At 30.8% G+C, this 5,240-nt stretch carries 4 protein-coding genes; all 4 read left to right on the top strand.

The genetic code is table 11. From position 1 onward, the window contains the following. The first annotated feature begins 249 nt into the window (after nucleotides 1-249). The gene (locus PLW95_07765; GenBank protein ID HOV22550.1) at nucleotides 250-3,135 is read left to right on the top strand and encodes a carbohydrate-binding family 9-like protein; all 2,886 of its coding nucleotides are present in this window, start codon (nucleotides 250-252) and stop codon (nucleotides 3,133-3,135) included. Further along, on the top strand, nucleotides 3,132-4,490 hold the full coding sequence (locus tag PLW95_07760) for a hypothetical protein (GenBank protein ID HOV22549.1): 1,359 nt from the start codon (nucleotides 3,132-3,134) through the stop codon (nucleotides 4,488-4,490). The genes PLW95_07765 and PLW95_07760 overlap by 4 nt, the downstream gene beginning before the upstream one ends. A 306-nt stretch (nucleotides 4,491-4,796) precedes the next feature. Further along, the gene (locus PLW95_07755; protein ID HOV22548.1) at nucleotides 4,797-4,946 is read left to right on the top strand and encodes a hypothetical protein; all 150 of its coding nucleotides are present in this window, start codon (nucleotides 4,797-4,799) and stop codon (nucleotides 4,944-4,946) included. A 4-nt stretch (nucleotides 4,947-4,950) separates the two neighbouring features. Continuing rightward, a partial coding sequence (locus PLW95_07750; protein ID HOV22547.1) for a transposase occupies nucleotides 4,951-5,240 on the top strand: 290 nt, incomplete at its 3' end.

Below are 5,240 nucleotides of genomic sequence, written 5' to 3'. Positions count from 1 at the left end.
AGCAGTTAACTGGTAAACAGAAGGTATTGTCAAAAACTTAGATGAAAGAGAGATGAAAAGGAAAAAAGGAAGGAGTTAAAATTCCCCTTTTGTAAAACCGACAGAAGTAGCGGGGAGTAGCAGAAGTAGAGTTGGTGCCGTAATGTATTTCAATAGGTACAACGGGAGTAAGAGGGAATTTTCAGGGGAGATTTCAAAAGGGGATGGGTTGTTAAAAAAGGAAGAGAAACAGAAAAAGAGGAGATAAAAATGAATAAGAAATATTTTAAAAAAGTAGTAAATATGTTTATTTTTTATCTTTTTTTAAATTATCCTGTAATAAGTGAAGAAATACCGAGGATAAGAATTCCATTTTTTCAAGATAATGTAATTATAGATGGTAATATAGAAGAAGATGTATGGAAAAAAGCAGTATCAACGGGTCCTTTTTATTTACTTGGAGGTAAAGAAATACCGACGCAGGAAAGTGAAGCAGTAATATGGCATAATGGCAAGAGAATATTTGTGGCATTTATTTGTAAAGAAAAAGATATTGACAAATTAGAGGCAAAAGTTATTGAGAATGACAAGCAAGTATGGAATGATGATTGTGTAGAGTTATTTGTTTCCCCTTTTTCTGATGCAGACCCATATTATCATTTTGTAGCCAATACCTTAGGTATAAAATACGATGAAAAGAGAATAGAAGAGGGGAGTATAGACATTCCTGAATGGGGAGGCAGTTGGGAAGTGCAATCGAGGGTGTTTAGTGATAAATATATAGTAGAGATGTCAATACCTTTTGGACTTTTTGATAATTTTTTATCTTCTGATTGGCGAATAAGTTTTTCTCGTGAGAATAAAATAAATGGAGAATTAAGTGTATGGCCACCAATGGGGAAAGAAAGGGGTTTTCATAATCCAGAAAAGTTTGCTTTTTTAGAAGGAGTGAATGCCCAAATATCATCAGTTATCAAAGTAGAAAATGCAAAATTTCTCTTTTTATCAAGAGAAAATGGCCTTATAAATGGCAATTTAATAATAGATTTCAGCAATCAAGGAGATGGAAAAACATATATATTAAATTTTTTACTTTCAGGTGTTGACAATTTTTATCATCAAGAACAAAAAGAAATTTTCTTTTCTTCTGGGAAAACAGAATTAAATTTTCCAATCTCACTTATAAAAGAAGGAGAATATAAAATAAAGTGTGAATTAAAAGAAGGAGATGAAATTGTATACTTTTGGCAAGATGAGGTAGAAGTTCCGCCACTTTCTTTTTCTGTCAGTTTATTGAAGCCATATTACAGAAATAGTATTTTTCCATCACAAAAAATATCTTCTATTATTATTAAAATAGAGAATTTATCTTCAAATTCTTTACTAAAAGGGACAATAAAAATAAAAGGCAAAGACAATAAAGAAATAGTTCAAAAATCTTTTTCATTTAAAGGTAAAGAAAAAGAAATATCTATTCCTATACCAGATTTAAAAGTAGGAGAATATTTTATTCAAATAAAATCAGATAAAGGGGAGATGGTCATTCCTTTAAAAAAACTATCTCCAACAGAAGGAACAGAAGTTTGGATAGATGAAAACAATAATTTTGTAGTAAAAGGGAAACCAGTTTTTCCATTAGGATTTTATAGTGTTTCATCTTGTGTTAATTACAAGAAAAGTGGATATAATTTTATATTTAGTTATTCTCTCCCATCAAAAGAGACATTAGAGTGGTTAGAAGAAAATCAAGCATGGGAGTTTGCTTCAACTATTGGATTATTTACTCATGCTCGTTCAAGTCAATTAAATCAAGCAGGTATTCAAAAAGTTCAAGACCTAATTTCTCAGAATCCATATCGTATAGTTGGTTGGTATTGTGCAGATGAGCCTGAAATTCACAAGGACCTAAATAGGTCAGCATACAGGGATGCCTTAAAACTTATGAGAGATATGGACCCTTATAGGCCAATTAGTGTAGTTCATGATACCACAGGAGGTATAAAATTAGATAAAGACCTAACAGATATAATAATGATGGACCCTTACTTAGGTTTTGAGAAAAATAAGAATTTTCCTATGAGACCATTAGAAAGAATATCTATATTTATAGATGAAGCAGTAAAGTCCTGTGGAAACAAAAAGCCAGTGTGGGCAGTTCTTCAATGTTTTCCAAGTGGTTATTTTGGTGGGGATCCAGAGGTATCCCGTTATCCAACAATTCAAGAAATAAGAGCAATGACATATCTATCACTAATTCATGGAGCAAAAGGGATTATCTATTGGGCATTTTCCTCTTCTTCTTCTAATTTATTAGATGTTCCTGCTTTGTGGTCTGCTTTAAAAGAATTTAGTTCAGAAATACATTATTTAGAACCAGTATTATTATCTTCTTATGAGGTTAATTGGTCTAAAATAAAATCAGTTCATTATTTGAAGAAAGAATTAAATGGCGTTGAATATATTTTTGCAGTTAATACAAGGAATACAAGAGACCAAATAGATATACCTGTTGATAAAAATACATATTGGGTTCTTTCAGAGAATAGACAGGTTAAAGGAGATGGAAATAAAATAACAGATGAATTTGCCCCTTATCAGACACATATTTATATTAGTCAACCAGTTCCAGATTTACCATTTAGAAAAACATTGGAGAATTTTAGAGAAGAAGATGCATGGATTGGGGTAAGTGGTTCTGAAAATTTAGCATTAGGATGGGAAGGAGGGAAAATAAAGGTATCATCATGCAACCCATATCGTTGTTCTTTTGCTGCAATTGATGGTGGTTATATAAGTGATTGGCTTTCTTATAATGATAATTCACCTTATGTAGAAATAAATTTAAGAAAAAAAAGCAATATAAAGAGAATAAGATTAGTTTTTTCTCCGCAATACTTAAATAAAATTTCATATAATGTAAAATATTTTTCTGATAATAATTGGCATTTGATAAATTTAAAAGAACCAAAGATATATCATCTTTTCTGGGATGATGAAATAAATAAGTGGGTAGAATTTTCACCAGAACAAAAGGGAATTTCACTTTGTCAAGCAGTTGTCCATGAATATGAAATAGATATTCCAGAAACAGAAGCATTCAGGATAGAATTTTCTTCTTTTGGACATCTTGCAGAATTTGGAGCATATGAAAAATGAGGAGAATAGTTTGTTTTTTTATATTAATTATTATTACTGTTTTTTCTGTGGAAGGGGGTATAACAATACAGATAGAGAAACTGGCAGATGATTTTACTATTGGGAAAGGACAATATCTTGCCCCATTTGGATTAAAGGTATGTGGCACTTCTGGTGAAAAGATAAGTGGATTTAGTTTAGTTTTTTCAAATTTAGAGAGAGAAGATATAGAGGAGATAGATGTTTTTAAGGCATCAGGAGAATATAATAAATTTTTAATAAATTTTCCACAGGACTGGCAGAAAATAGATGGGGAAATAAACACAAATGAATTTCCGGAAATACAAGTAAATTTCAAAGAAGATTTAGAATTACCTGTTTTTTTTGAGAATAGAATTGAATTTCTTATTGGTTTTAAACTAAAAGAAACCATAAAAGGTCCTTTAACTTTTTCTGTAACTCTTACTTCTATTTCATTTGATAAAAGTAATAAGTTTTTCCCGTTTTCTTTAAAAGCAGATATTTTAGTTGATGATAAACCACCAGAAATAAAAGTCAATACAGAAAAACTTTATTTTTCTGACAATCTTACAGGAATTAGAATAAATGTTGAGACAGATGAACCATTAGCATTTCCTGCTCAAATAAAACCTCGTTTTGGATGGGATGCGAAAAAGAAAGGAATTCAATGGCAGATAAGAGATTATAATAAATGGCGACCAGAAGCAGAACAAGTAAGTAGTCGTATTTCTATGAATAAAGTAAAAGACAATTTTTACCAATATGATTACCTATTTCTTATTCCTCTTTCAGAAAATGATAAAGATATAAAAGAAAAAACAATTAGTTATTCTCTTGACCCTTATCCTGACCAATGGGGGGCAAGAAAAGATGACACTGGTTATGACCTTATAGATGGAGATGCTCGTCCTGGTTGGTTTTGTATATCAGAAGTAAGATGGGATATTGGCTCTGACCCTACTATAATTACTTTTGACCTTAAAGACAATGTTTTAATTGGTAGGGTAATTGTATATTGTTGGGAAAATATAGATAGAATTGAAATTTGGGGTAAAAAGGAAGAGGATGAAAATTGGCAAAAAATGACTTCTTTACCAGGAATATCATTTCCGTTATATCAATATTATATAGAGCCACATTTGAACTTATATGTTGCAGAAGCAAATTTTTCTCAATTACAACAAATTCGGTATTTAAAAATTCTTCTTTTTGGAGAAGGATGGAAAACAGTTACAGAAATAGAAATCTGGGGTTTTCCTCAATCTGGCACTGTTATTATTCCAAATGGGTTTAATATCTATGCGATTGATAAAGTAGGAAATACAAGCAAATATAATTTGAAAATAGAAAAATAATATATCCCAAAAAGATTTTGTGATAAATTAGTGTACTATAAAATCCAGTAATATATTAGCATCAAAAGGTTCAAAAACAAGGAAATCCTTACCATATAAGGTCTAATAAATCAGCAGAAAAATCAAGAAATTTTTGTAATTACCTAAGGTGCTACATACCAATATCTTTCCTGACTTCTGACACTTATGGTTTTCCTGTCTTGAAGGGGTGAAGTTGAGTTTAGAAAAAAGAAGCATCTGTTAAATTTAAACAGATATGAATGGAAGAAATTTTTGAAGTGGTTTTTAGTATCTGGAAGGGTAAAAATGATAAAAGAGCAAACGGGATTATCAGAGTATAAAATTTTAAAATGTTGTAATAAAATAAGGGAAATTATGAAAAGAGATATTCCAAAGAGTTTTGAAGGGATAGTAGAAGTAGATGAGACATATTTTGGAAGACAGAAGGAAGAATAAAAATATGGGACAAAAGAGGAAAGAAGTAAAAAGCAAAAGAGAGAGAGGAACTAGGAATCAGCCAGTTTTTGGGATTCTTTGCAGAGATGGGAGAGTATGGGCAAGAATAATAGATGGAGTAGAAAAGAAAGATTTACAGCCGCTTATTGAGAATAAAGTTAAAAAAGGGACGGTTGTTTGTTCAGATACTTGGCGAGGTTATACAGGGATAGCGACAAAAGGATATTTACATAGATTGGTAAATCATAGTGAAGGGGAATATGTAAATAAAGAAGGAAATCACATAAATGGACT

The sequence above is a fragment of the bacterium genome, from assembly GCA_035370465.1.
In the GTDB taxonomy this organism is placed as follows: domain Bacteria; phylum Ratteibacteria; class UBA8468; order B48-G9; family JAFGKM01; genus JAGGVW01.
This window is presented reverse-complemented; position numbering and strand designations above follow the sequence as displayed.